Origin of the sequence: Marinobacter arenosus, assembly GCF_019264345.1 — a bacterium.
Classification (GTDB): domain Bacteria; phylum Pseudomonadota; class Gammaproteobacteria; order Pseudomonadales; family Oleiphilaceae; genus Marinobacter; species Marinobacter arenosus.
In genome coordinates this window covers 1018048-1041028 of record NZ_JAHVAO010000001.1, presented here as the reverse complement: position 1 = coordinate 1041028, position 22981 = coordinate 1018048, and the positions used below count along the sequence as shown (strand labels likewise).

The following is a 22981-nucleotide window of genomic DNA, read 5'->3' as shown; positions in this document are numbered from 1 at the left end:
TTTAGGCGTTATTTTCCGCGAACTGGCTGTGAAATCCCTTAATGAAGGTCTCAAATTCGCGTGATTGAAGTGGTTTGCTGAAGTAATACCCCTGTGCCAGCTGGCAACCTCGCTGGCTGAGGTAATACTCCTGTTCTGCCGTTTCCACGCCCTCGGCGACAACGGATAGGTTCAGGCTCTTGCCGAGGTCAATGATGGTGTTGGCAATCCGGGTATCTTCTTCGTTGACCAGCAGATCGCGGATGAACTGTTTGTCGATCTTGAGGTGTTGGACCGGCATCTGCTTCAGGTAGGTAAGCGAAGAATAGCCGGTGCCAAAATCGTCCACGGCGATGCTGATTCCCGCCCGGTTCAGGCGGTGCAGTTTCTCCACGGCATCCGAGAGGTTGGTCATAAAGCTGGTTTCGGTGACTTCCAGCTCCAGCCGTCCGGCCGGAATGTTGTGGCGCTGGAGGGTTTCCAGAATGTCCGTCACGATGCTGGGCTGGCGCAGCTGGACCGCTGACAGGTTAACGGCAATACGCAGGGGGGAGCCCTCCGTTGCCCAACGGGCGGCCTGCCAACATGCCTGCTCAAGCACCCATTGGCCGATCTCGACAATTGATCCGTTGGACTCGGCCACCGGAATGAAATCGTCAGGTGGCACCAAGCCCCTTGTTGGGTGTTCCCAGCGAAGCAATGCCTCGGCACCGATGACCCGTTTGCTCTCAAGGTTGACCTGAGGCTGGTACACCAGGTGGAACTGGTGGTTGGCCAACGCTTGGGAGAGGTCTTTCTCCAGCTGCTTCCGGTTGCGGATTTCCTGGTCAATGCTGGCAACATAGAACTGGAAGTGATCTTTCCCGTTCTGCTTGGCCAGTGTCATGGTCTGTTCGGCACTCTGCAGCAACCGGTCCGCCATATCGGTATCCGATGGGAAAAGGGCCACGCCGAGGGTTGCGGTGGTCGCAACGTTCTGGTCTTCCACCAGCATCGGTTCTCCAATGCAGGCGAGAATTGTCTCGGCTGTATCAGCTGCCTGGAATCCGTCTCGCAGCCCTTTTTCCACAATCACGAACTGGTCGCTACCCAGCCGGGCGATGGTGAATCGGGTGCTTCCCAGCCTGGCCACAAGCCGGTCGGCGACGGTCTGCAGGATCAGGTCGCCGGTGCGGAAGCCACACTGTTCGTTGACGGACTTGAAGTCATCAATGCCACAGACGGTAAGCGAGAGCACATTGTTGCGCTTCCTCGCCTCCTTGATGTCCTGTTCGAGCAGCTCCATGAAGGTGTCACGGCTTGGAAGGCCGGTGAGCTGGTCGTAGCGGGAAAGCCGGCTGACCCGGTCTTCTGCTTCACGATGCCGGGTCTGGCTGTCGCCAATGGCCACCAACAAATTGTTGGTGGCGTTTACCCAGAGCCCGAGCTCGTCACGTTGGTGACCGGCAGGAATGTCAACGAGGCGATCATCCGGATGTTCCGGATCAACCTGCTTGACCGAGCGCACGATGCGCAGGAGAGGGCGGGTCAGAAGCAGGTGGAAAACGAAATAGAGCACCATCCCGAGAATCAGCGCGGTAGCCACGCCGGAGGCAAAGGTCACGGTGGCCCGGTCGAGCCAGGTTCTCGCCGCAGGTGCGGTGTCGTAGTGAACTTCGAGGAAGCCGTACACGATGTTGGGGTCACCGTCCCGAATAAGCGGGGTGCGGTACAGTCGTTCGGCGTCGAAAATGGGATCGGTGACAGGGCGGAAGGTTGTCTGTTCCAGTGGTCGGTTTCGGTTGCCCAGGGCCTCGCCGTCCGGGTGGGTGATCCGCGCCAGTCGCACCGCCTCGAGGGCAAAGAGGCCGTCAACCACTTGCTGGGCCAATTCCGAATCGATGCTGAAGACTGCCTGGGTTGCAGCGTCCCGGACCATGGCAATGGTCTGGTCGGCCTGGCTATCGAGGTCCACGGAAACGCGTCTCGCGTCCAGGATAACCTGCACGGTGCTGACTATGACGCCGCTCAACAGGGCTATGGCAAGAATCCACCAAAAAATCCGATAGCCCAGGCGATGTTCAACCTCGAAGGAGTTTTTCATTCAGGCCTGTTTGTCATCCGTTTCTTCGGGAGGTCATGGTCGCATAATTCCCGTGACTTCGGGAGCTACTCGCCCGATTGGTTGTCAGTAGCGTCCAGGGTCGGCGTAACCTCGTTGAGTATCGGCGATTTTTTCAGAGAATGCAGGGCGGGCGTGTATCAATTTGTTAGGTTTTCGTTCCTCTGGATACACAAACGCCCGCTACGGAGCGGGCGTTTGTGTTGCAGCGGTCTTCAGCTGCGGTCTGTCAGTCATTCTGCATGTCTGATCAGGCCAGGTTTTCGTTCACGAAATCCCAGTTGACCAGATTCCAGAAGGCTTCCAGATAGTTCGGGCGGGAGTTGCGATAGTCAATGTAGTACGCGTGCTCCCAGACATCGACGGTCAGTACGGGCTTGTCAGCACCGGTCAGCGGAGTTTCCGCGTTGCTGGTGTTGACGATGGCTACGCTGCCGTCGGCTTTCTTAACGAGCCAGGTCCAGCCGGAACCGAAGTTGTTGGCGGCCTTGTCGTTGAACTCTTTCTTGAAGTCTTCAAACGAGCCAAACGCCTTCTCGATGGCGTCCTTGGCTGCGCCGGTGGGTGCGCCACCGCCGTTCGGGCTCAGGCAGTGCCAATAGAAGGTATGGTTCCATACCTGGGCGGCGTTGTTGAACAGGGGGCCGCTGGCGCTCTTGATGATGTCTTCAAGGGACTTGTTGGCGTTGTCAGTACCTTCAACCAGGCCGTTCAGCTTGGTCACATAGGTGTTGTGATGCTTGCCGTAGTGGTACTCCAGGGTTTCCTGGGAGATGTGCGGTTCCAGAGCGTTCTTTTCGTACGGTAGTGCGGGAAGTTCAAATGCCATGAGGTCGTTCTCCCTGTCTCTCTGTTTTTACGTGGATGTACAGTGGCCCAATATAAGGGCGATTTGAGCTATATCAACCCCTTGGTGTTAAAGAACTTTTAAACTCCGGACTGCCGGGGAGGAACTGCGCGCAATTCCGCACGCGCCAGACCAGCTCCTCGTAGCTGTCCGCCAGAATGTTCACATGGCCAAGCTTACGGCCCGGGCGCTCACCCTTATTATAGAGGTGCAAATGCGCGTACGGCAGTTCCAGTATGCGCTCTATGTCACCGTGCTCACCGATGATGTTGATCATGCAGCTTAAGCCCCTTGGCTCGGTGTTTCCAAGCGGATGGCCGCTGACCGCGCGAATGTGATTCTCGAATTGGCTGGTCATTGCGCCTTCGATGGTCCAGTGCCCCGAATTGTGAACCCGTGGCGCCATTTCATTCGCCACCAGCCCGTCGGCGGTCTCGAAGAGCTCAAGAGTCAGTACGCCAACGTAGTTCAATTCGTTCAATAGTGCCCGGATATACCGCTCGGCGTCTTCCTGGATGGATTTGTCGAGGTCGGGTGCGGGCGCAATGGAGTACCTAAGGATGCCTTCGTGATGGGTGTTTTCTGCCATCGGATAGAACGCCAGGTCCCCGTCCTCGGCGCGCACCGCGATCACGGATACTTCGCGCTTGAAGTCGACAAACTTCTCGACGATCAGGCGAGGATGCCCGATCGAGGCCCAGGCTTCGGCGGCGTCTTCGGGGCTGCGCAGGACAGCCTGGCCTTTGCCGTCATAGCCTTCGGTGTTGGACTTGGCCACTACCGGGCAGCCAAGCTCCTCGGCGGCGGCCTGCAGGGCGCTGGCGCTGTCGGCGATTCGCCACGCCGGGGTGGGAATGCCCAGCTGGCCAAACAGGGTTTTTTCCAGTTCCCGGTTCTGGCAGATCTGCAAGGCGCGCGGACAGGGGTGAACCGGTTTCACCTCGGCCAGCTTCTCGGCAACGCTCACGGGCAGGTGCTCGAATTCGTAGGTCACGCGATCTACCCGTGACAGGAAGTCATCCTGATACTGCCCCTCGCGGTCAATGATGACCTCACCGAGACCTGCGCTCGGGCTTCCTGACATGTCGTAGAAAACAAAGGTCTTGGCCAGTGGATAGCCGGCCAGCGCAAGCATGCGTCCAAGTTGGCCTGCACCTAAGACACCAATTCTCATCTTCATTCTCCTGCCAGCGTGCGGCAAATTTAGCAATCAGTTACGGCGGTTTCGGGGGACGATGGAGCGGTCTACTGCGCTCTCGGGTCCGGGTTGTCCAGGATCGTTTGTGTCTGGGTGGCCCGGAACGCGTCAACCTTTTTGCGCACGTCGTCATCCGCGGTACCGACAATCTGGGCGGCGAGCAGGCCGGCGTTGGTGGCCCCCGCTTTGCCAATGGCCAGGGTGCCCACCGCAATACCGCCCGGCATCTGGACAATGGATAGCAACGAGTCGAGACCGTTCAGTGCCTTGGATTCCACGGGAACCCCCAAAACCGGAAGCGAGGTCTGCGAAGCGACCATGCCCGGGAGGTGCGCAGCGCCGCCGGCACCGGCGATGATCACTTTCAGGCCCCGGTCCGAGGCGGTCTTGGCGTAGTCGAACAGCAGATCGGGGGTGCGGTGAGCCGAGACCACTTTGGTTTCGTAGGCGACGCCAAGCTTCTCGAGCATTTGCGCAGCGTGTTCCATAGTGGGCCAGTCCGATTTGGAGCCCATGATGAGTCCAACAAGCGGCTGCATAAGCAACGGTCCTGTGATAATTGGAAAGCCGGCCATTGTATGTTTTGGCTACTTACCATGCAACAAAGCCCGAACAGTCCGGGGCCCGCGAAACAAGGCTCCATTTCACCAAGTTTATAAGTGCATGTATTATCGGGTCTTGAGGTAAGGCCCGTCCATATTCAGGAGTTGTAATGGAACCCATCCGTCCAGATGATGATGAACTCAGATCCGAAGCCCCGATTATCCGCGCAGAGCGCGACGATCCGAAGCCGGCCAAATCGGAAGGCCCTTCCCGGGCAGAAGGCGCCTCCCGGGCTGGCGGAGGAAAGCAGTCGCGAGGCAACGGCTCCGGACACGGTGGTGGTAAGGCCGGCGGCGGTAAGCCTCTGTTGTGGCTCGTTCTGATTGCGGTCGCCGGGGCTGCGGGCGCTGGCTGGTATTCCCAGAATCAGCGTATCCAGGCTCTGGAAGGGCAGCTGGAGGAGGCGGATTACTGGGCCCGGCAAAGCAAGCTCGCGTTGGCTCGATTCCAGGGTGAGCTGTCGGAGACAGGCGAGAGCCTGCAGGAGCGTGGCGCGTCACTTTCGGAGCAGATTGCCGCCAACGATAAGGCGCTGGAATCGGCCAACAGCGAAATCCGGAAGTTGTGGGTGGTCGCGAACGAGCGGAACAAGGCGCGCTTGAATGAGCACCAGGAACGGCTGTCCACCATGGAGAAAGGCCTCGCGGAAAACGGCGAGGCGTTGGCGGCATTGGAGACCACGGTCGATCAGGTAAACAGCTCCTTGGCAGCCGATATTGCAGCCCTGAAGGAGCAGACCCAAACCTCCGTTGTGGCGCTGCAGGAAGCGACGCGCGAGGCCACGGATCAGTTGACCAGGCTCAGTCAGCAGATGGCTGACGTGGATCAGGTGGTTGAGAGCCGGATCCGTCGCTTCGAGCAGGAGCAGAAGCTGGGTATCAGCGGCATGGAAGGTCGAATTTCGGCACTTGAACAAGAGGCCGACTCTCTCGCCGGAGAAAGCAGTGTCCGGTCGCTTCAGAACGAGGTCGAAAGCCTCAAGCGCACGGTTCAGGCAATCGACTCGTCCCGGGCGCAGCTGACCTCTCGTCTGGTAAGGCTGTCTGAAGAAGTGAACATGCTGCGCTCCCAGGTCTCGCGCAACTAGTTTCGCTCAATTAAGGGGCGGTGCGGGTTCGAGGGGGACAGGCGTTTGTAACGGTTTGTATTCATCCCTTTGCGGTAGCTCTCATTTCTGACATCGAGCTGTTGGTATCATCAGGCAACTCGCGGAAAGAAGAAGAGTGAACAACAATGAAAACCCAAACGCCCCCCGTCGTTCCGACTGGTATCCGGCTGCCCGCCCTGGTCGCCCGGGTTCTGATTGCATCGGTGTTGACGCTCAGTTCCGGTTGCACGATCTACCAATCCATCGGCAAGAGCGTCGGTGCGTTCCTGCACCCGGTGTCGGGCCCTGATTTCGTGCACATCCCGAACGATCAATGGGACCGGGACAACGCGCTGCTTTACTTCTATCGCACCCACTCCCAATGGGCGGCCGACGAGATTGAGTCGCCCAGTGTGTACATCGACGACAAACACTACTTCAACATCCGCAACGACAGCTACACCTGGCTCGAGGTCAGCCCTGGTGAGCGGCACATTGCCATGCGGCGGCCGCTGCTTGGCCTTGAAGGTCTGAATTCCTTCAGTCTGAGCCTGATTGCCGACGCCACCCTGAAGGTTGAGCCGGGGCGCATCTACTACCTGCGGTACAACGAACTGACCGAGCCCGAGCAGACTCACCCGGACCTGGATCCTGAGCATCCCCTGACCCAGGGCGATCTGCAACTGGTGACCAGAAGCTATGCCATGCAGGCGGGTGAGATCGTCAGCACTCGCTTCCTGAACAGTGATCTCCTGGCTCCGAACCATGCAGCCACCTCGATTGTCGAGACCAACGAGGACATGGATTACGAGCGCAAGATGGTGATGCTTGAAGAGGAGCGGGAGCTGGAGATTGAACGCCTTAAAGAGGAGGGCAAGTACCAGTCAGCGTCCTGGTTCTGGCCCTTTAGTGGTGGCCCCACAGTTCCCCTCGAATCCGAGAAAGAAATCGACCAGCTTGAGCGCGAATACGCAGAGCTCGAACGCGAGCGGGAGCGTCGGGAAGAAGCGGAATCGGGCGGAGGCTGGTGGATCTTCTGACGGATTGGCCCAAGCGACACGGAGTGTGAGCGATTTCACAATTGTCGAGTCGGGTTACCATTACTACACTGACATCGGTTGAAACATTCAGGAAGTCAAAACCATGTCCTTTAAGGATTCAATACAGGGCAGGCTTGAGAAGCTTGCCCATGAGGTCGTGCCTCAGTTGCTGGACACCTGGAAAGACGTTCAGAAGCGGCTGGATGATCTGAATTGTTCACTGGCCAATCGGGCGGTGCCGGAGGGAAGGCGCTCCAAAGTCAGCGAGCTTTCGCTTCGTCAGAAAGCCGAGCGGGCGGGCCAGGGGCGGTCCAACCTGAAGGTTGTAAAGCGCGCTCGGAAGACGTCCGTCAAGTAATGCTGGCCGATCAAAAAATGCCCAATTTTTAATGGGTTGGAAGTTTTTTCGGGTTTTTCCCGGAAAATATTTGACACCGTCAGTGAAATGCTTAAAATGCGCGTCTCACTTGGTTGAGACAGCATCGCTGCCTTAGCAATCAACGCGACGCGTTGCGAGTGAGAGCCTTTGAATGGCTTTCAACGGAAAGCCCGAAAGTGGGTGGTTAGCTCAGCTGGGAGAGCATCGCCCTTACAAGGCGAGGGTCACTGGTTCGATCCCAGTACCACCCACCACTTTCAAAGTGCATCACCGGATCACCCCATCCGGTTTTAGATTCGGACCCATAGGGTCAGGATTGATGCGGAGCGGTAGTTCAGTTGGTTAGAATACCGGCCTGTCACGCCGGGGGTCGCGGGTTCGAGTCCCGTCCGCTCCGCCATTTTATTCCCGGGTGGTTAGCTCAGCTGGGAGAGCATCGCCCTTACAAGGCGAGGGTCGCAGGTTCGATCCCTGCACCACCCACCAGAATTCCTGAAAAAGGCAGGCCCTCGGGCCTGCCTTTTTTGTTGCCTATTTGCCGATCAGCGACTGACCGCACACTCTCACCACGTTGCCATTGACCCCGTTGGATGCCGGATTGCAGTACCAGGCAATAGCCTCCGCCACATCCACCGGCTGACCTCCCTGGGACAGGCTGTTCATTCGCCGTCCGGCTTCGCGGATGGTCACGGGCATCGATGCGGTCATCTGGGTTTCGATAAACCCGGGGGCAATGGCGTTGATCGTGATGCCATTCTTTAACTGCTTCGCCATGGCCTCAACATACCCGATGACACCGCTCTTGGCCGTGGAATAGTTGGTTTGTCCGAAATTTCCGGCAATACCGCTGATGGAAGAAATGCACACGATGCGGCCGTTTTCGCGCAGCAGCTCACGGTGAGCGAGCTCTTCATCAATCGATTCTTCGGCACTCAGGTTGACGGCAATGGTCATGTCCCAGAAATGCTCGGGCATATTACCCAGCGTCTTGTCGCGGGTAATACCGGCGTTGTGGATCACCAGATCGACACCCCCGAAGTGCTCCTGGATGAAATCGGCGATGAGCTTGGGGGCGGCCTTGTCCGTAATGTCGCAGGCCAGCGCCTTGCCGTTGATGGCATCGGTCACTTTCTGCAATTCCGCCATTGCCGGCGGAATGTCGAGACCAATCACCGTGGCCCCGTCGCGGGCCAGTGTCTGGGCGATGGCGGCGCCAATTCCGCGCGAGGCGCCGGTCACCAGGGCGACCTTGCCGGTAAGTGGAGCGACCGGGTTGGTAGCCGGTGCGGCGGTGCTCTTGCCAACGCGAACAACCTGGCCTGAGACGTAAGCCGAGCGGGCGGACAGGAAAAAGCGAACGGTCGATTCCAGTTGTTTCTCGGCCCCGGGCGCCATCCACACCAGGTTGGCGGTTGAGCCCTTTTTACCGATCTCTTTGCCGACGCTGCGCACAAACCCTTCCAGGGCCTGCTGAGCGGCGGCCTGAGGTGCTTTTCGGCACGTAGCGGGGTTCTGGCCAATCACCAGGACTCGCGCATTGCCCCCGAGCTTCTTGATGGTCGGGTGAAAAAAGTCGTATACCGCTCTCAGCTCATCGGGGTTCTTGAGGCCGCTGGCGTCAAAGATCAGGGCGGAAAAGGTCTGCTCGACGCTCTGGGTCAGATCCAGTGCCTTGGCTTTGTTGCCAGCCTTTGCCGAGTCGTTGAGCGAGTCGATGCCGGCCGCGTGGTGCAGCGTGGCTGCACTGGCGCCCAGAATGCCGCCCAGTGTCGAAATGATTTTTCCGCCGGTGCCTGCACCAAGGAGTACGTCACCCTCGATAAAAGGTTGGTCCAGGCGGTTCAGGCGCTTGAGCGGAACCGGAGAGGGCAGGCCCAAAGATTGAGCGGCGGTCTTGCCCACCGGCGTATTGACGAATTTAAGATAGAGGTCAGACATGGGTTCTTCCTTGTGGTTGCTATGGGGCATCTTGGATGCGAATCGACCTACAGGGTAAAGAATCGGCCAGTTTTTGTATTGACTCAACGCATGGCGCGCGTTGTCAGGCATGCCAATGAGCGACTAGTCTTTCCGGTTAGACTGCGTTCAGGTTTAACACTTCCAGTAAGGACAACATCATGGCACAGGCACCGAAAACCACTCAAAAGAAAGCGCCCGGATCCTCAAAGTCCGCATCGGCCAAGCCCGCGCCGGCGAGGAAAAAGGCAGCGCCCGGCAATGGCGTCCGCCGCGTTGCCGTTCTTGGCGGTAATCGCATTCCGTTTGCCAAGTCCAACACCGCCTACAGCAAGATCAGCAACCAAGAGCTGCTGACCTCTGCCTTGCGAGGTCTGGTGGATCGATACAGCCTCCAGGGTCAGCGTCTGGGCGAAGTGGTGGCCGGCGCCGTGATCAAGCACTCCCGGGACTTCAACCTGACCCGGGAATCGGTTCTCAGTTGCGGGCTCGCCCCGGAGACACCGGCCTATGACATTCAGCAGGCCTGTGGCACCGGGCTTGAAGCGGCTATTCTGGTGGCCAACAAGATTGCGCTTGGGCAGATCGAATGTGGCATCGCCGGCGGCACGGACACGACCTCTGACGCTCCCATCGGCGTGGGTGAGGGCCTTCGCGAAATCCTTCTGGACCTCAACCGCGCCAAGACGGCGAAAGAGCGGCTGAAGATTATTGCCCGCTTCCGGCCCGGACATCTGGTTCCCGAGATTCCGGAGAATGGAGAGCCTCGTACGGGCATGTCGATGGGCGATCACGCCCAAGTGACGGCCCGGGAATGGGGAATTCCCCGCGAAGATCAGGACCAGTTGGCGATGGAAAGCCACCAGAAGCTGGCCAAGGCCTATGAAGAAGGATTCTTTACCGATTTGATGACGCCCCTGGCCGGGCTGGAGAGAGATAACATCCTCCGGCCTGACACCTCCCTGGAGAAGTTGGCCACCCTGAAACCCTGTTTCGACCGTGAGAACGGCACCATGACAGCCGCCAACAGCACGGCCCTGACCGACGGGGCGTCCTGTGTCCTGCTGGCCAGTGAGGAGTGGGCCAAAGCCCACGGCTACGAGGTAAAGGCCTGGCTGACCTTTTCGGAGGTGGCCGCCGTGGACTTCGTGGATAAGAAAGAAGGGCTGCTGATGGCACCGGCGTATGCGGTGCCGAGAATGTTGGCGAAAGCCGGGTTGAGCCTGCAGGATTTTGACTTTTACGAGATCCACGAGGCCTTTGCGTCCCAGGTGCTTTCCACCCTCAAGGCCTGGGAAGACCCCAAATTCTGCAAGGACCGCCTGGGGCTGGAGAAGCCGCTGGGGAGCATCGATCGCACCCGGCTCAACGTCAAGGGCAGCAGCCTTGCCGCTGGCCATCCGTTCGCCGCCACCGGTGGCCGAATCGTGGCCACCCTGGCGAAACTGCTGGAAGAAAAAGGCAGTGGACGCGGCCTGATTTCCATTTGTGCCGCCGGCGGGCAGGGGGTTACCGCGATTCTGGAGCGCTGAGTTTCAGAAAATACCAATTTGGCTTTGACAGGCCCGGTTCCAGCCCTTATCATGCGCGCCACGTTGATCGGGGATACCCGGTCAAACAACCAGTTTGATGCGGGGTGGAGCAGTCTGGTAGCTCGTCGGGCTCATAACCCGAAGGTCGTAGGTTCGAATCCTGCCCCCGCTACCATCATAAAAAAGCCGACTTTTCAGTCGGCTTTTTTATTGCCTAGAATCCGGCGGGCGGCTGAAAGCCCGCCAACCCCGCGTCCTCCAGCAACTGCCCGAACCGTATCGTCGTCAGGTCCTTCCCGGGTGCTCCGATTACCTGAACGTTAAAGGGCAGGCCCTCCCTGGTTTGCCCCACCGGCACTGAGGTTGCAGGCAGGCCAAGGAGCGTGGCCAGGGCGATCCAGCAGAACTGATCCATGTAGGCGCGGGGTTGCCCCGCCACCATGATCCGACGCTTGAACACGGGCTGGCTGTGGTCGTGTCGAATGGCTGTCGTGGGAGTGATCGGCGTGAGCAGAACGTCGAATTCCTCGAACAGGGTTTCAATCTCGCCGCGCATTTTCTCCCGAACTTCGTTCCAGACGGCCCATTGGTGCGCCGCCTGATTGACGCCGCGTCCGTACTCGCCAATAAAGGGCGTCACCGGCCCGAAGAGTTTCAGCCAATTTTCGAATCGGGCAATCAGCTTCATCTGGCGGCGCTGGGCGGGCTTCAGGGACGTTGCCAGCAGACTTCCCAGGAGGTTGAAGTAGGCGGGCAGAATATGTTCAAGATTTAGCAGTTCGTGGTTGGGCTCGGCCACAAGCGCGCCCCGCTCTTCCAGTGCCTTCGCCAGGCCTTTGTAGCCGCGGCGGAGCTCATCGTCGATGGGGCAGAGCGGATCATCGAACCAGAGCCCGACCCGTGCCTGCTCCAGGTGATCCAGAGCGGCGGGCTCCATGTTGAGTGACCAGCTTCGACGTTCGACGGGCCGGGGGCCGGCGATAATGCCAAGCAGGAGCTCCAGATCCTTGCTGCACCTGGCCATGGGGCCGCCTTCAGCCAGATCCGGCCTGGAACGGGTGCCCGGAGGCCCCGGGATATGACCCCGGAAGGAGACCAGTGAGCGGGTGGGTTTGTGGCCGAACACGCCGCAGAAATGCGCAGGTGTACGAATCGATCCCGCCAGGTCACTGCCGACCTCCAATGGGGTCATGCCACTTGCCAGCGCCGCAGCCGCGCCCCCCGAGGACCCGCCCGGAGTATGCGCCAGCTGGTAGGGGTTGCTGGTCACGCCGAACAGCTTGTTGTAGCTCTGTAAATCCGTGGCGTACACCGGGACGTTGGTTTTGCCGAGGATGACGGCGCCTGCCTCTTCAAGCCGCTGGGCAACGTCTGCGTGTTGCTGGGGCACGTGTTGCTTCAGCGCCGGCGCGCCGGCGGTGGTAGTCATCCCCGACACTTCCCAGGTGTCCTTTAGCGTCAGGGGCAGCCCCTGTAGGGCCGCCGGTGCTTCGCCAGCCGCCAGTTTCCGGTCGGCAGCCCTGGCCTGCTCCAGCGCCCGGCTCTCGTCCAGCGTGACCACCGCATTGACCGCTCCATTGTGCTGCCGGATGCGTTCCAGAAAGCGTCGGGTCAGGGTTTCGCTGGTGAGCTTGCCGGATTTGAGGTCCGCCAGAAGCGCATGGGCGGGCTGGTAATGCATTGAATCCATGACGTTTTAGCCTTGTTTTTGGTTCAGGAAGGGGCGGAAATCAGGGCAGGTTCTCGCGCCAGTACTTCACGCGAACCTGCGCTTTGACGGCATCAATGATCTCGACGATGAGGTTGATCAGGGCCTCGTTCTCGGCTTCACCCTCCGGCACCTGTTCCGGGTTGGGCAGGAACACGTTGACGATGTCCTCAATGAAGGCGTGGTTGGACGCCGAGGCGAGGTCCTCGAGGATCTGATGGATCACGTTGGCAACAATGTCGCCGACCGCCTCTTCGAGGGTCTCCTGAATGGTGGGACCGACCACGGGCAGGTACTTCAACCGGGAAAGTTCAAGGTTCTGCTTGAGGGCGTTGTCCACCCGGTCCTCCAGGTAAGCGCGCAGCGCGCCCCGGTTGGGGACGTAGCCTTCCTGGGCGGCTTGCGCAACGCGGGTGGATATCCAGTCAGAGAGCATGGCCCGCCGGGGGTAGAGGATGTCTTGCTGTATTTTGTCGAACAGCGGCGAGCCTCGGCGGACCTCCTGCTGAACGCCGCTCAGAACTTTCAGCACGATTCGGTCGGACAGCTCCTCCATGAACGCCTCGTAGTAGAAGTTCACGAAGCGGTAGAGCTTGGTGCTGGTGACATCGATGATCTTGTACTGGTGAAGTCGATAGATGATGGAGATGACCCGGAGAATCCGCAGGAAGCGCAGACTGCCCACGGGGATACAGCCGACCAGGTCGTACCAGTGGATAAACGGGTAGAAGTACCACCGGTCATAGATGTTCGCTTTGATCGCGTATCCCCAGCGCAAGAAAAACTCGCCCAGAAAGATCGAGACGAAAATCATGTCGTAAAAGATGAAACGGTCGTGGATCGGGTGGTACAGGGTCTGCAGGCCCGGCGTGTATTCCTTGAGAAGATCCTGGACGGCGACGAAGTTGTAGATGGAGTCCCAGATGATAAAGGCCAGGTTGATGATCAGCAGACCCAGCATCAGGAAGTCAATGATGAACCAGATGAGCTGATGGCTGGACTTCAGATTCTCGCGATTGATGTGGAGCATTCAGGACTTCCGGTTGCCTGTCAGGACGTTATAAGTTTTTGACAGATTAGCTTATTTTACTCCTGTCGACGACTCACCGTGGATTAACTTGACCACCTGCAGTTAAACTCCCACGCTTGAATGGACGGTTCGTTTACGACTCTCAACCCTGAAATAGCCGGATGCTATCTAGAAACCACGTTGTTACATCAAGCCGGATCCGGCTCCTCGCGCTTCTACTCCTCTGGGTGCCGGTGACGGCGTTTGCCCAGCAGGTCGAGGTAAAGGTTGAAGGTGACTTTCCGGAACTCGAGGAAAACGCGGAGGCCTTTATCGGGGAGGTGGAAGGGCGCAGTGAGAGTAACCTGCATCGCTACGCCTCGACGGCCGTCAATCAGGCCGGTCGGGCACTGCGGGCCCTGGGGTATTACAGTCCGCAGATAAGTTGGCGCGTCGACCAGGGCGATGCCGAGGAACCTGCCCGGCTGGTGCTGGAGATTGTGCCAGGCGAGCCCGTAAAAGTGGTTTCCCGGACGGTGGACATCCGGGGTGCTGCCGCCTCCGATACCGAGTTTATGGATGATCTGCCAAAGCGCCCTGCCGAGGGAGATGTCCTGAATCACGGCGAGTATGCCAACCTTCGGGACACTATCCAGGCCCGGGCCCGTCAACGCGGCTATTTTGATGGCGCCTTTGTTGAGAAGACCTTAAAGGTCAATCCCGAGACCCGAATTGCCGAGATCACCCTGATCTACGAGAGCGGGGAACGTTATCGCCTCGGTGAAGTCTCATTTGCAGAGGGTCATTGGTTCGAAACCAGCTTGCTGGAGGACTTTGTCACTTTTGAGCCGGGTATCCCGTACCACACCGATGAAATCGCCAAGCTGAACCGCGACTTGTCCAACAGCGGATATTTCTCCGGGATCAACATTGATGCAGTGCCTTCCCGGGCCGTTGACCGGGTTATTCCTGTCAGTGTTGCCCTGACCCGTCGAGACCCGCGTTCGGTTGCGGCCGGCGTCGGCTTCTCTACCGACGTTGGCCCCCGTTTTAAGGGCAACTGGCGCGAGCACTGGATCAATCCCATGGGGCACCGACGGGGCGCTGAAACCGAGCTGTCTGCTCCGCGCCAGAATGTCAGTGCCTGGTACGAGTTGCCACTGGACCCTCCGATGACGGACCTGATTCGCCTGACGGCCGGCTATCAACGGGAAGACATCGAGAATGTTGAGTCGGAATTGCTGACCTTTGGCCAGCAGTGGCAGCACGAACTGGACAGCGGTTGGCTTCAGGTGCTGTCGATGCGGTGGGAGGGTGAACGCTTTAATATCGGTGATGATGAGACTGGCACCAGTAGTCTGTTCCTGCCGGGGGCGGGCTATTCCAAACTCTACGCTGATTCGGCGCTCGACCCCTCGAAAGGGTATCGGTTTCAGTTCGACGTCACAGGAGCCCATCGTGCCGTGTTGTCGACGGTAGATATTCTGCACGTCAACGCGTTGGCCAAGGGGTTATACACCCTGTTCGATAACCACCGTTTTCTTGGCCGCGTTCAGGTAGGTGCCTTAGCCACCAGCAATTTCGAGGATGTGCCGCCGTCGCTGCGTTTCTTTGCCGGTGGTGATCAGTCGGTCCGTGGTTATGGCTATGAAACCCTGTCCCCGGAAAACGACAACGGGGTGCCGGTCGGCGGACGTTTCCTGTTGGTGGGCAGTGGTGAGTATCAGTACCAGTTTGCCAAAAAGTGGCGGGTGGCCTTGTTCGTGGACCACGGCAACGCCATCAATGATCCTCTGGACCCGCTCGCGACGGGTGCCGGTGTGGGGCTTCGCTGGATCAGTCCGGTGGGCCCCCTGCGGCTGGACGTGGCCAAGGGTCTGGACCGGGAGTTTGGAGGTGGCTGGCGTATTCACTTCTCAATGGGACCTGAATTGTGACCGATCGCAAGGACCAACACGAGGATCAGCAATCGCAGGCTCCCCGGCGGCGCCGATCAGCCTGGTTCTGGCTGTTGCTGGGGCTTGGCCTCCTGATCCTGTTGCCTGTCCTGGTCATGGTTGCGATTCTGTTGATCCTGAGGTCGGAGACCGGCACTGCGTGGGTCATTGATCAGATCCCTGGCCTGGAGGTCAGCGACGACACGGGATCCCTGCTGGGGCAATGGCAGGCGACGACAGTTGTCTGGCAGGGTTACGGCGTTGACGTATCCGTGGAAGCGGCGCTGATCGACTGGTCCCCTTCGTGTTTGCTCAGGAAGCAGATCTGTCTGGATGCGCTCAGTGCCGGGAAGATCGATGTCAATGTCGAGCCTGCCTCTGATGAAGAGGAAAGCGGGCAGGGCGTCAACTTGCCGGATCTGGACCTGCCAGCGGGGCTCCGCATCGGCAAGGTTGATCTCGGGGCGTTCAGCTTCAACGAGGCCCGGATTTGGGATCGATTGGAGCTGTCGGCCGGTGGCTCGGGATCGGACTGGCGGATCGAGCGGGCCTTTTACCAGTTGGATGACTATTCAGTGACGGTCTCCGGTCACCTCGAGACCCGGCGAGACTGGCCGGTGGATCTGAATGTCCAGGCATCCTTGCCGCCCCCATCCGGCGACCGCTGGTTGCTTGATGTGAACCTGGGGGGGAGTGTCCGGGATCTCAGGTTATCGGGGCAGAGTCAGGGATACCTGGAGGCGCGACTGAACGGCCAGGTGTCGCCACTGGATTCGACCTTGCCGGCAGAAGTCCGTATCACCTCAAAGCAATTCCTCGCACTCGAAACGCTCCCGGCAACCCTCATGCTGCAGGACTGGGCGGTTGAGGCCGCTGGCAGTCTTGAGTCAGGCTTCCGGACGCGGGCCAAGGCAACGCTGCCGGGGACCCAGGGCCCCATCGGTGTGACCCTGGAAGGCGTGGTGGGTACGGCTGCAGCCCGAGAACTGGAACTCGTCCTGTCATCGGATGCGTCGGGACATGCCCGGGTTACCGGGGAAGTGTCCTGGCAAGATGGCCTGGAAGCGGACGCGCAGCTCTCGCTGAACCAGTTTCCCTGGTACTCGCTGATCCCGGACCTGGAGGAGCCGCCGGTTCGACTGAACCGGCTCGACGCGTCGGTATCCTGGTCCGACGGCCGGTATCACGCCGATCTGGAGGCCGATGTGGATGGCCCTCAGGGAGCCGCGACGCTCTCCTCGGTGGTGGATGGTGACGCCAGCCAAACCAGGCTGACCGACCTGAATGTCGTGACCGGTGCCGGATCCCTGTCCGGTGGGGGTACGGTGAGCTTTTCCGGCCCCCTGTCCTGGGACGCCGCCCTGGAGCTCGATGGTTTCAATCCGGGCTACTGGGTGCCGGCGCTCGAAGCCAGTCTCAGTGGCAGCATTGAAACTTCCGGATCCCTGCGTGAGGGCCAGATTCCCGCTATTCAGGCCCAATGGGATCTCGGCGGGCAGTGGCAATCCCAGCCCGCGGAAGCCCGCGGATCCCTTGACTCGTCGAGGGGTAACTGGGACGTGTCCGGCCTGGAGATGACAGTGGGAGAAAACCGTCTGGAAGGGGCTGGCACCTGGGGCGAGAAACTGGCCGGCAGGCTTCGCCTGAGTTTGCCGGCGCCCGGTCAATTACTGGCTGACCTGACGGGGCAGGTGGATGCCGAAGTGACGTTAGGCGGCACCCCGGATGCGCCTACCGGAGAGCTGACTCTCGATGCCCGGGACTTGGGCTGGCAGGATACTCTGTCGATTGCCAGCCTGGATGTGAACGCGGCTCTGAAGCGGGGTTTCAGCCTCACAAGCCGAGCCGAGGCACAGGGCATTGAAGCAGCGGGCCAACGACTGGAGGCGTTGGCATTGAACGCCTCCGGAACGAAGGCGGATCACGAGCTGGACATCTCGGCCATCCATGCGGAAGCCACCGTGCGTTTGTTGTTTGCCGGAGGCTTCAACGAGGGCTCGTGGAGTGCCTGGGCGGGCTCACTGGCCCGGGGGCGCATTGACGTTCCGGAACAGAATCAGCGTTGGGACCTGGAATCGCCAGCGGCACTGGCCTACACGGACAATGGCGAACTCAGGTTTGGTGCTCACTGCTGGCGCTGGCAGCAGAGTACCGTGTGCGCAGAGGATCAGACCCTGTTGCCCACCCCAAATCTTGCCTACCGGATTGACGGCTTCCCGACGGCCGCTCTCGATCCACTAATGCCGGAGGGGCTTCGCTGGCGCGGGGTTCTTAACGGCGAGATTGATGTGACCATGGCGGACGACGGGCCGCGAGGACAGGTCAGGGTAGACGCCGGCAGCGGGAGCTTCGAGCTCCTCGTGGAAGAAGAATGGGAATCATTGGACTACGACCGTTTTGTCACCCAGCTGAACCTGAAGCCGGAGATAGCCGAACTGGATCTGCAGCTTTCTGGTCCTGACCTGGGGAATCTTTCGGTCGATGTCGCGGTTGATCCTCGTTCGCCCGATCGTCAATTGGAAGGGCAGTTCCAGCTGGACAACCTTGATATCGCCTTAGCCGGACTGTTTGCGGGCCTCGAGGAGGTGTCCGGTCAGATCAATGGTCAGGGCAAACTGTACGGCCCATTGATGAAGCCGGCCGTTGATGGGGAACTTGCGCTCACGGACGGTCGCGTGGTTGATCCGAGCTTAGCGGTTCCACTGGAAGAGATTGTTGTCAGTCTCGGGCTGAACGGATACTCCGCGACCATCAGCGGCAGAATCCAAAGCAATGCTCGCAGCCAGACCAGGCTCAGTGGCAACGTGAATTGGGAGAATGCGCCGGAAGGGCGGCTGAACATCGACGGTGAGCGCATTCCCTTCAGTCTTGAACCCTACGCACAGGTGGAACTCGCGCCGGACCTGACCATTGCGTTCAGGGAAGGTGAGCTGAACGTGTCCGGCAAGTTGGCGGTGCCGCGGGGCAGCATCGAGATCAAGGGCCTGCCGGCCCAGGCGGTGTCGGTGTCGGAAGATGAAGTGATTGTTGGCGTGAAGCAGGAAGAGCCGGCCATCCGTACCCTCAATATGGATGTCACTGTGGTGGTCGGAGAAGACCGGGTGAGCTTTGCCGCCTTCGGCGTCACCGGAGATCTTGAGGGCACGCTTCGGATCGGCAACGAGCTGGATACCCGTGGCACCCTGCAACTGGTGAATGGACGCTATGAAAAGTTCGGCCAGGAACTCGAGCTGCGAAAGGCCCGAATACTGTTCGTGGGTAATCTCACGCAACCCTACCTGGATGTTGAGGCAATCCGCACGGTCGATTCTGTGGTGGCCGGCATTCGTTTGAGTGGCCCCGTACAGTCCCCGTCCACGGAAGTGTTTTCCAACCCGGAGATGCCGCAGACGGACGCTTTGTCCTATCTGATTCTGGGCCGTCCGCCCCAGAGCCGAGGGGATGAGGGGCAAATGAGCGGGGCTGCGTTATCACTGGGGCTGACCCAGGCGAACAAGTACACCGGCAAGCTGGGTGAGGAATTCGGGATTCAGCAGTTCATGCTGGAATCGGAGGGCAGCGGTGAGCAGACCTCTGTGGTGGCCAGCGGTTACCTGACGGATGAACTCAGCGTGCGCTATGGCGTCGGTATCTTTGAGCCCATTACCACCGTGGCTCTGCGGTATGACCTCGGGCGGTATTTCTATCTGGAAGCGGCCAGTGGGCTAGCCGCTTCGCTGGATATTTTCTATACCCGGGATTTTTGATCTCAATCCAGTTCAAAGGTGGCGTTGACCGTTGCGTGGACTTCTCGCACCCCGACCTCGGATACCGTATCAGCGGATCCCTTGGCTTCCGCCATCATCATTGGAATCGGCCGGAAGCCCCCGTTGATGGTGATGCTCACGACGTCACCGCAGGATTGCTGGAGTTGCTGTGCCACGAACTCGCAGCGGGACTGGGCATCCGCAATGGCTTTGGACAGCGCTTCCCGCTCGAGCCCGGTCTCATCGGAGTGGAAGAACTGATTGGGCCCAAGGTGGTAGTTCAGCCCGATGGACTGAGCTTGTTCAAGCAACGGGTTCAGCAGGGACAGGTCATCAATGTGGAACGTGACCGTTTGTGAGGCCACTGCCCGTGTCTCGGGTTCGTTGCCCCGTTCGCTGCCCGGCAGGGTCCGGTTGTACAGGTTCACGGTGGCGTCCGTGTAATCCTGCAGCCGATCCTGGTACGGACTGATGGCTTCACGCCACTGGGTCATCATCGCCGCCACCTGCTCCGTCGCCTGCTGCGGCATTTTATGCTCGGCACTGGCGGTGAATTGCAGGCGGGCGCTGTCTGGCTGATAGCGCACGCTGCCCTCGCCGCTCAGGGTCACTTCGCCAGCCATTGACAGGGCAGGGACCAGTGCCAGCGCTACGCCCAGGCCTGATACGCGCTTCCGTATGTTCATGGGTCATTCCTCCTCTGAATTCCTGTTGGGATCGGGCGTTCCGGAATCCGGTTCCAGGCGGCCCAGTTTGAAGTCCAGCGCTGCCTGGACGAATTGTCCGAAAATACGGCGATGTCCTCCATGGTATAGCAGATATTCCGGGTGCCACTGCACGCCCATCAGCCATTGATCGTGGGTATTCTCGATGGCCTGGACAAACAGGTCGTTATCGACGGCGACCACTTTCAGGTTTCGTCCCAGCCGTTTGATGGCCTGACTGTGAATTCGATTGGCGCCGATCATGGACGACTGCATGATGCGGCCAAGCCTGCTGGTCTTCACCACCCTGACCGTCTGCATGGGCAGGAGTAGCGGGCGGTGCCGGGTGTGCACCCGAAAAGGTGTCACATTCTGGCACAGGGAGCCCCCGTGGAACACGTTGATAAACTGGGCCCCTCGGCAGATTCCCAGCACTGGAATTCCGATCCGCTCCGCTTCCTCAAGCAGTCGCTGATCGGTGGCATCCCGTTTGCGATCGTAATTTGCCGTGACCTGCGGTTGCTGGCCATAGCGCTCCGGGTGGACATGGGTTCCCCCGGAAAGCACAAGGCCGTCCAGCAGGGAAACGTCGGTCCGTGACCCGGGCCGGATATAATGGGTTCGGGCACCCTGCATCCTGATGCCCAGGCTGATGAGGCGGTGTGCTGTCCCCTTCCTTGCCGGGCCGCTGATGCCGATGGTCAGTCCCGGAAGTTCCTGTTCGGGTTCCCTGAATTCAGACATAACCCCTACTTTGTAGCCAGTCGGCGGATGTATCGAGCCAGCTGTGGGTTAGGTTGTGCAGGCTGATTCTGTTCCCTTCCCGGAACAACGCCCGGAGCTCGGCCAGCTCGCTGGCATTGGATGCAATCTGCTCGAGAATGACCCAGTCGTTCCAGACGCTGGAAAAATGCCACGAGGGGTTATCAATGTCACAGTCGGGCAACCGGTAATGCAGGGTGGGGCGGCTCTTGATCCTCGGATCATCGACATACTGTCCCAGAAGGCCGGCATCGAGATGGGCAAACAGGGGCAGCAGATCCAGGGCCCGGTTACGGGTCGGATTGTATTCCAGGTAATCCCGCATCAGCGTTTCCTGATCCGGGGCGTAATCATCCTTCATGAGTATATCGGTGTACCGACTGCTCCACGGCTCGATGTACGTGGTGAATTTCCGGCTGATGTCCAACTGATGACGGGATTTGAGCCACTCGTACAGGGCGGCAAAGGCCTGGAGATAGCGAACCAGGGTATCAGGGGCCAAATCCGGGAGTTCCGGATTCAACTGGAGTCCGAAGGCATAGTAGATGGCTTCGCGGCTCCCGAGCGCGCCTTCCTCCCGCAACATGTCCGTGAGTGCTTCTATCCGGGGGAGTTCGGAGAACGGAATGGGCGGGCTGATGATCTCAAGTGGGACAATGCGTTCCGCTGCCGCATCGATCACTTCCATGGCCTGACCTCCCAGTTCCCGTATCGAGTCGGGCAGCCGGTCATCGGCAAGATCGAGATCCTTGATCGGGTCCGAGTCGAGCTCAACGGTAAAAGCGCCCAGATCGGTATCCAGTTTGGTGACATAGCGGGAATGCAGGTCGGGCTCGGTCTCCAGAAAACGAGCCATGAAGTTCACCAGGGTTTCGTAACCCAGGCCGGAAAGTTCGATTTCAATTCCAACGCGGCGTTCTTTGCCGTCGTTGGTCCGAAGGATGTCCGGCATCTTGCAGCCACTCGATTGGCTCATAGTTCTCCCTAACACGCAAATTTCAGGTGTTATCACCATACCACACTCCCTGAGGGTGGCATGGTTAAGCCATTGACAGAAAAAAAGCTCTGGGGCTTTACACTGGATAAAACACTGTATATAGTCATTTTACTGTATATAAAAACAGGGCTGGCCGGGCGGGTTCTCCGGCCGGCCCCCGGGATCCCCCTGATGGAGTGGCTCAATGAAGCTGACAGCAAGGCAATCTCAGGTACTGGACATAATCCGGCGCTATCTCGATGAGACGGGTTATCCGCCCACACGAGCGGAAATCGCCGCGGAGCTTGGGTTTCGGTCTGCCAATGCGGCGGAAGAGCATCTGCGTGCGCTAGCCCGCAAAGGTGCCATCGAAATGGTCCCCGGTGCCAGCCGCGGCATTCGCTTGCCTGAGGCGGAGGAAGATCTCGGGTTGCCCGTGATTGGCCAGGTAGCGGCCGGTAGCCCCATTCTTGCCCAGGAACACATCGAAGATCATGTCACCCTCCAGCCCAGTTTCTTCTCGCCGTCAGCGGACTATCTTCTGCGGGTGCGGGGCATGAGCATGAAAGATATCGGCATTCTGGATGGTGATCTGTTGGCCGTGCACCGTACCCAGGACGTCCACAACGGCCAGGTGGTTGTGGCCCGGGTTGGCGAGGAAGAAGTAACGGTCAAGCGGTTCCGCAAGGAAGGGTCAAAGGTGTACCTGATCGCAGAGAACGAGGAGTTCGACCCGATCGAGGTGGACCTTACCGAGCAGCAGCTGTTTATCGAAGGCTTGGGAGTGGGTGTGATCCGTCGGTCAGATCTTCACTGATCGGCTGAGTTGCCACAGACAGTATGAGAGCAGGTGAACCATGGAACAATTAAGCTTCAATCAGAATCTGGCTTATCAGCAAGGTGCGATGTCCTACGCGGTACCGCCGTCTGCGGCTCCAGAGAGGCGTTCCGTGATTCGTGCCCGTCGCAGGTCTGATGCCAGCGATGCGGCAGTGGCTGGCAACGTCACGGAGATCATTCTGCCGGAAGGCCAGGTCGAGAATTTCCAGTTGCTGCTGCCGATGCTGACGCAATTAAATCAGGAAAAGCGCTGGCTTGCCTGGATCGATCCACCCCAGGCGCTCGTCAGTAAGTGGCAGAAGATGCACGGCATTGTCGCCGGTGAGTTGCTGGTTCTTCGATCGACCGGCGACCATTCCGCACAGGAACTGGCGGAGATGGCACTGAGTGCAGGAACCTGCCACGCGGTTGTGATGTGGACGCGCAAGCTCGGCCATTCGGCCTTTCAGGCCCTCCAGCGGGCCTCTGCCAATGGCAACAGCCATGGTGTCGTTCTTCGCCAGCGTTGAGTCCAGGGAGCGTCACGCTTTGTCGTGACGTGATTCAGGCCTTCGGTGCCCCTCGCCCCCGGGGCTTG

At 59.4% G+C, this 22981-nt stretch carries 18 protein-coding genes and 4 tRNA genes; 12 read left to right on the top strand and 10 right to left on the bottom strand.

The genetic code is table 11. The annotated features are described in order from the left end of the window. Nucleotide 1: 1 nt before the first annotated feature. The 4 genes from KXD86_RS04760 to purE all read right to left on the bottom strand — a co-directional run bounded on the left by KXD86_RS04760 (nucleotide 2) and on the right by purE (nucleotide 4664). Nucleotides 2-2062 carry a putative bifunctional diguanylate cyclase/phosphodiesterase gene (locus KXD86_RS04760; RefSeq protein ID WP_218634917.1) on the bottom strand — a complete coding sequence of 687 codons (2061 nt, stop codon included), beginning with the start codon at nucleotides 2060-2062 and terminating at the stop codon, nucleotides 2-4. 268 nt (nucleotides 2063-2330) lie between these two features. Then, nucleotides 2331-2909 (bottom strand): superoxide dismutase [Fe], encoded by a 579-nt coding sequence (sodB, locus tag KXD86_RS04755; RefSeq protein WP_218634916.1) that lies wholly within the window; start codon nucleotides 2907-2909, stop codon nucleotides 2331-2333. Nucleotides 2910-2982: 73 nt separating this feature from the next. Then, a complete protein-coding gene (locus KXD86_RS04750) occupies nucleotides 2983-4101 on the bottom strand; it encodes a 5-(carboxyamino)imidazole ribonucleotide synthase (RefSeq protein WP_218634915.1) in 1119 nt (372 codons plus the stop codon). A gap of 71 nt (nucleotides 4102-4172) precedes the next feature. Beyond that, nucleotides 4173-4664 (bottom strand): 5-(carboxyamino)imidazole ribonucleotide mutase, encoded by a 492-nt coding sequence (gene purE, locus KXD86_RS04745; RefSeq protein ID WP_218634914.1) that lies wholly within the window; start codon nucleotides 4662-4664, stop codon nucleotides 4173-4175. A gap of 173 nt (nucleotides 4665-4837) precedes the next feature. On the opposite strand from purE, the gene KXD86_RS04740 reads away from it, so the two are divergent. From KXD86_RS04740 to KXD86_RS04715, 6 genes are all read left to right on the top strand, one after another. After that, on the top strand, nucleotides 4838-5815 hold the full coding sequence (locus KXD86_RS04740) for a hypothetical protein (RefSeq protein WP_218634913.1): 978 nt from the start codon (nucleotides 4838-4840) through the stop codon (nucleotides 5813-5815). Between the two features lie 146 nt (nucleotides 5816-5961). Further along, nucleotides 5962-6855 (top strand): DUF2846 domain-containing protein, encoded by an 894-nt coding sequence (locus KXD86_RS04735; RefSeq protein ID WP_218634912.1) that lies wholly within the window; start codon nucleotides 5962-5964, stop codon nucleotides 6853-6855. Between the two features lie 103 nt (nucleotides 6856-6958). Further along, a complete protein-coding gene (locus tag KXD86_RS04730; RefSeq protein WP_218634911.1) occupies nucleotides 6959-7213 on the top strand; it encodes a hypothetical protein in 255 nt (84 codons plus the stop codon). 199 nt (nucleotides 7214-7412) lie between these two features. Next, nucleotides 7413-7488: transfer RNA gene (locus KXD86_RS04725), tRNA-Val, on the top strand. Nucleotides 7489-7557: 69 nt separating this feature from the next. Further along, a tRNA-Asp gene (locus tag KXD86_RS04720) sits at nucleotides 7558-7634 on the top strand. 10 nt (nucleotides 7635-7644) lie between these two features. After that, nucleotides 7645-7720, top strand: a tRNA-Val gene (locus KXD86_RS04715). A gap of 45 nt (nucleotides 7721-7765) precedes the next feature. Here KXD86_RS04715 and KXD86_RS04710 read toward each other — a convergent pair. Continuing rightward, nucleotides 7766-9172, bottom strand: coding sequence for a 3-oxoacyl-ACP reductase (locus tag KXD86_RS04710; RefSeq protein WP_218634910.1), 1407 nt, complete (start codon nucleotides 9170-9172; stop codon nucleotides 7766-7768). 179 nt (nucleotides 9173-9351) lie between these two features. Here KXD86_RS04710 and KXD86_RS04705 point away from each other — a divergent pair, with 179 nt between their 5' ends. Together KXD86_RS04705 and KXD86_RS04700 are read left to right on the top strand one after the other, a co-directional pair. Then, nucleotides 9352-10722, top strand: coding sequence for an acetyl-CoA C-acetyltransferase (locus KXD86_RS04705; protein WP_218634909.1), 1371 nt, complete (start codon nucleotides 9352-9354; stop codon nucleotides 10720-10722). Between the two features lie 98 nt (nucleotides 10723-10820). Beyond that, nucleotides 10821-10897 (top strand) — tRNA-Met (locus KXD86_RS04700). Between the two features lie 39 nt (nucleotides 10898-10936). Here KXD86_RS04700 and KXD86_RS04695 read toward each other — a convergent pair. Continuing rightward, complete coding sequence (locus KXD86_RS04695; RefSeq protein WP_218634908.1) at nucleotides 10937-12412, bottom strand: amidase; 1476 nt, start codon at nucleotides 12410-12412, stop codon at nucleotides 10937-10939. A gap of 40 nt (nucleotides 12413-12452) precedes the next feature. After that, a complete protein-coding gene (locus KXD86_RS04690) occupies nucleotides 12453-13460 on the bottom strand; it encodes a hypothetical protein (protein WP_218634907.1) in 1008 nt (335 codons plus the stop codon). 161 nt (nucleotides 13461-13621) lie between these two features. Here KXD86_RS04690 and KXD86_RS04685 point away from each other — a divergent pair, with 161 nt between their 5' ends. Both KXD86_RS04685 and KXD86_RS04680 read left to right on the top strand, forming a co-directional pair. Beyond that, the gene (locus KXD86_RS04685) at nucleotides 13622-15376 is read left to right on the top strand and encodes an autotransporter assembly complex protein TamA (protein ID WP_218634906.1); all 1755 of its coding nucleotides are present in this window, start codon (nucleotides 13622-13624) and stop codon (nucleotides 15374-15376) included. Beyond that, nucleotides 15373-19122: a translocation/assembly module TamB domain-containing protein gene (locus KXD86_RS04680; RefSeq protein WP_312846254.1), complete on the top strand. Its 3750-nt coding sequence runs from the start codon at nucleotides 15373-15375 to the stop codon at nucleotides 19120-19122. Before KXD86_RS04685 ends, KXD86_RS04680 begins: the two co-directional genes overlap by 4 nt. A gap of 2 nt (nucleotides 19123-19124) precedes the next feature. On the opposite strand, the gene KXD86_RS04675 is transcribed toward KXD86_RS04680, so the two are convergent. The 3 genes from KXD86_RS04675 to KXD86_RS04665 are packed head-to-tail and all read right to left on the bottom strand — an operon-like array spanning nucleotide 19125 to nucleotide 21564. Next, nucleotides 19125-19808 carry an SIMPL domain-containing protein gene (locus KXD86_RS04675; protein WP_218634905.1) on the bottom strand — a complete coding sequence of 228 codons (684 nt, stop codon included), beginning with the start codon at nucleotides 19806-19808 and terminating at the stop codon, nucleotides 19125-19127. 3 nt (nucleotides 19809-19811) lie between these two features. Further along, nucleotides 19812-20570, bottom strand: a complete 759-nt coding sequence (locus tag KXD86_RS04670; RefSeq protein ID WP_218634904.1) for a gamma-glutamyl-gamma-aminobutyrate hydrolase family protein — start codon at nucleotides 20568-20570, stop codon at nucleotides 19812-19814. After that, nucleotides 20563-21564, bottom strand: a complete 1002-nt coding sequence (locus KXD86_RS04665; RefSeq protein ID WP_218634903.1) for an amidoligase family protein — start codon at nucleotides 21562-21564, stop codon at nucleotides 20563-20565. Before KXD86_RS04665 ends, KXD86_RS04670 begins: the two co-directional genes overlap by 8 nt. 205 nt (nucleotides 21565-21769) lie before the next feature. On the opposite strand from KXD86_RS04665, the gene lexA reads away from it, so the two are divergent. Both lexA and KXD86_RS04655 read left to right on the top strand, forming a co-directional pair. Beyond that, on the top strand, nucleotides 21770-22381 hold the full coding sequence (gene lexA / locus KXD86_RS04660) for a transcriptional repressor LexA (RefSeq protein WP_218634902.1): 612 nt from the start codon (nucleotides 21770-21772) through the stop codon (nucleotides 22379-22381). A gap of 40 nt (nucleotides 22382-22421) precedes the next feature. Continuing rightward, a complete protein-coding gene (locus tag KXD86_RS04655) occupies nucleotides 22422-22913 on the top strand; it encodes a cell division inhibitor SulA (RefSeq protein WP_218634901.1) in 492 nt (163 codons plus the stop codon). Nucleotides 22914-22981 lie beyond the last annotated feature (68 nt).

Bases quoted from the DNA above. Each gene is read 5' to 3' on its own strand.
- KXD86_RS04760 (WP_218634917.1), bottom strand. From the start codon at position 2,062: ATGAAAAACTCCTTCGAGGTTGAACATCGCCTGGGCTATCGGATTTTT.
- sodB (WP_218634916.1), bottom strand. From the start codon at position 2,909: ATGGCATTTGAACTTCCCGCACTACCGTACGAAAAGAACGCTCTGGAA.
- KXD86_RS04750 (WP_218634915.1), bottom strand. From the start codon at position 4,101: ATGAGAATTGGTGTCTTAGGTGCAGGCCAACTTGGACGCATGCTTGCG.
- purE (WP_218634914.1), bottom strand. From the start codon at position 4,664: ATGCAGCCGCTTGTTGGACTCATCATGGGCTCCAAATCGGACTGGCCC.
- KXD86_RS04740 (WP_218634913.1), top strand. From the start codon at position 4,838: ATGGAACCCATCCGTCCAGATGATGATGAACTCAGATCCGAAGCCCCG.
- KXD86_RS04735 (WP_218634912.1), top strand. From the start codon at position 5,962: ATGAAAACCCAAACGCCCCCCGTCGTTCCGACTGGTATCCGGCTGCCC.
- KXD86_RS04730 (WP_218634911.1), top strand. From the start codon at position 6,959: ATGTCCTTTAAGGATTCAATACAGGGCAGGCTTGAGAAGCTTGCCCAT.
- KXD86_RS04710 (WP_218634910.1), bottom strand. From the start codon at position 9,172: ATGTCTGACCTCTATCTTAAATTCGTCAATACGCCGGTGGGCAAGACC.
- KXD86_RS04705 (WP_218634909.1), top strand. From the start codon at position 9,352: ATGGCACAGGCACCGAAAACCACTCAAAAGAAAGCGCCCGGATCCTCA.
- KXD86_RS04695 (WP_218634908.1), bottom strand. From the start codon at position 12,412: ATGGATTCAATGCATTACCAGCCCGCCCATGCGCTTCTGGCGGACCTC.
- KXD86_RS04690 (WP_218634907.1), bottom strand. From the start codon at position 13,460: ATGCTCCACATCAATCGCGAGAATCTGAAGTCCAGCCATCAGCTCATC.
- KXD86_RS04685 (WP_218634906.1), top strand. From the start codon at position 13,622: ATGCTATCTAGAAACCACGTTGTTACATCAAGCCGGATCCGGCTCCTC.
- KXD86_RS04675 (WP_218634905.1), bottom strand. From the start codon at position 19,808: ATGAACATACGGAAGCGCGTATCAGGCCTGGGCGTAGCGCTGGCACTG.
- KXD86_RS04670 (WP_218634904.1), bottom strand. From the start codon at position 20,570: ATGTCTGAATTCAGGGAACCCGAACAGGAACTTCCGGGACTGACCATC.
- KXD86_RS04665 (WP_218634903.1), bottom strand. From the start codon at position 21,564: ATGAGCCAATCGAGTGGCTGCAAGATGCCGGACATCCTTCGGACCAAC.
- lexA (WP_218634902.1), top strand. From the start codon at position 21,770: ATGAAGCTGACAGCAAGGCAATCTCAGGTACTGGACATAATCCGGCGC.
- KXD86_RS04655 (WP_218634901.1), top strand. From the start codon at position 22,422: ATGGAACAATTAAGCTTCAATCAGAATCTGGCTTATCAGCAAGGTGCG.